This window comes from Streptomyces sp. NPDC006134 (genome assembly GCF_040628835.1).
Classification (GTDB): Bacteria; Actinomycetota; Actinomycetes; order Streptomycetales; family Streptomycetaceae; genus Streptomyces.
This window is the reverse complement of sequence record NZ_JBEXTV010000153.1, coordinates 1-1,110: the sequence shown is the minus strand read 5'-3', so window position 1 is coordinate 1,110 and position 1,110 is coordinate 1. Positions and strand designations below refer to the sequence as shown.

General features: G+C 75.9%; 1 protein-coding gene. It reads left to right on the top strand.

Annotation, left to right across the window (positions count from 1 at the left end; translation table 11 throughout):
* The coding region (locus ABZ340_RS36600; RefSeq protein ID WP_358786218.1) for a polyketide synthase dehydratase domain-containing protein at positions 1-1,110 on the top strand (1,110 nt) is incomplete at both ends.

The following is a 1,110-nucleotide window of genomic DNA, read 5'->3' as shown; positions in this document are numbered from 1 at the left end:
CCCCGTCGACTGGACGGGCATCCTGCCCTCCGGCGCCACGACGGCGCGTGTCGACCTCCCCACGTACGCCTTCGACCACCGCCACTACTGGCTCCGCACGGCCCGGACCGCCACCGACGCGACTTCGCTGGGACAGACGGCGGTCGACCACCCGCTGCTCGGGGCGATGGTCCGGCTGCCGCACTCCGACGGCCTGGTGTTCACCTCGCGTCTGTCGCTCACGGCGCAGCCCTGGTTGGGCGACCACCTCGTCGGCGGAGTCGTCGTCCTCCCCGGCACGGCCCTGACCGAGCTGGCCGTACGGGCCGGTGACGAGGCCGGCTGCGGGGTCCTGGAGGAGCTGGTGACCGATACGCCCCTCGTCCTGCCGGAGCAGGGCGGCGTACGCGTCCAGGTCGCCGTGGGTGCCCCGGACGAGAACGGTTCGCGCACCTTGGAGATCTACTCGCAGCGCGAGGACGCCCCCGGTGACGGGGACGCGTGGACGCGGCACGCCACCGGCACGCTGTCGCCCGCGCCGTCGGCTCGTCCCGCGGACTTCGACTTCGCCGTGTGGCCGCCGGCCGGTGCGGAGGCCGTCGGGATCGAGGACTTCTACACCGAGCTGGCGGAGCAGGGCGACGAGTACGGCCCTGCGTTCCGGGGCGTGCGCGCGGTGTGGCGGCGCGGCGACGAGATCTTCGCCGAGGTCGCCCTGCCCGAGGAACAGCGCGAGGACGCCGCGAGGTTCGCCATCCACCCGGCGCTGCTCGACGCCGCCCTGCACGCCCACACGCTCGGCGGCGCGACGGCCGGGGACCACGCGGCCCGCCGGCCGCTCGACTGGAACGGTCTGGTGCTGCACGCCGTCGGCGCCTCGGCGCTGCGGGTGCGGCTGCGGCCCGGCGGGCCGGGCCTCCTCGCGTTGGAGGCGGCGGATGAGACCGGCGGCCCGGTGGTGACGGCGGACTCGGTGGCGATGCGGGAGCTGACCGCCGAGCGGCTGGCGAACGCCGGTGACGCGGCGGCCCCCGATGCGCTGTTCGGGGTGGAGTGGACCGGGTTGCCGTCGGGCCGGGGGCCGGTGGCGGTGCCGTCGTGGGTGCCGGTGGCCGCGGCCGAGGACATCAC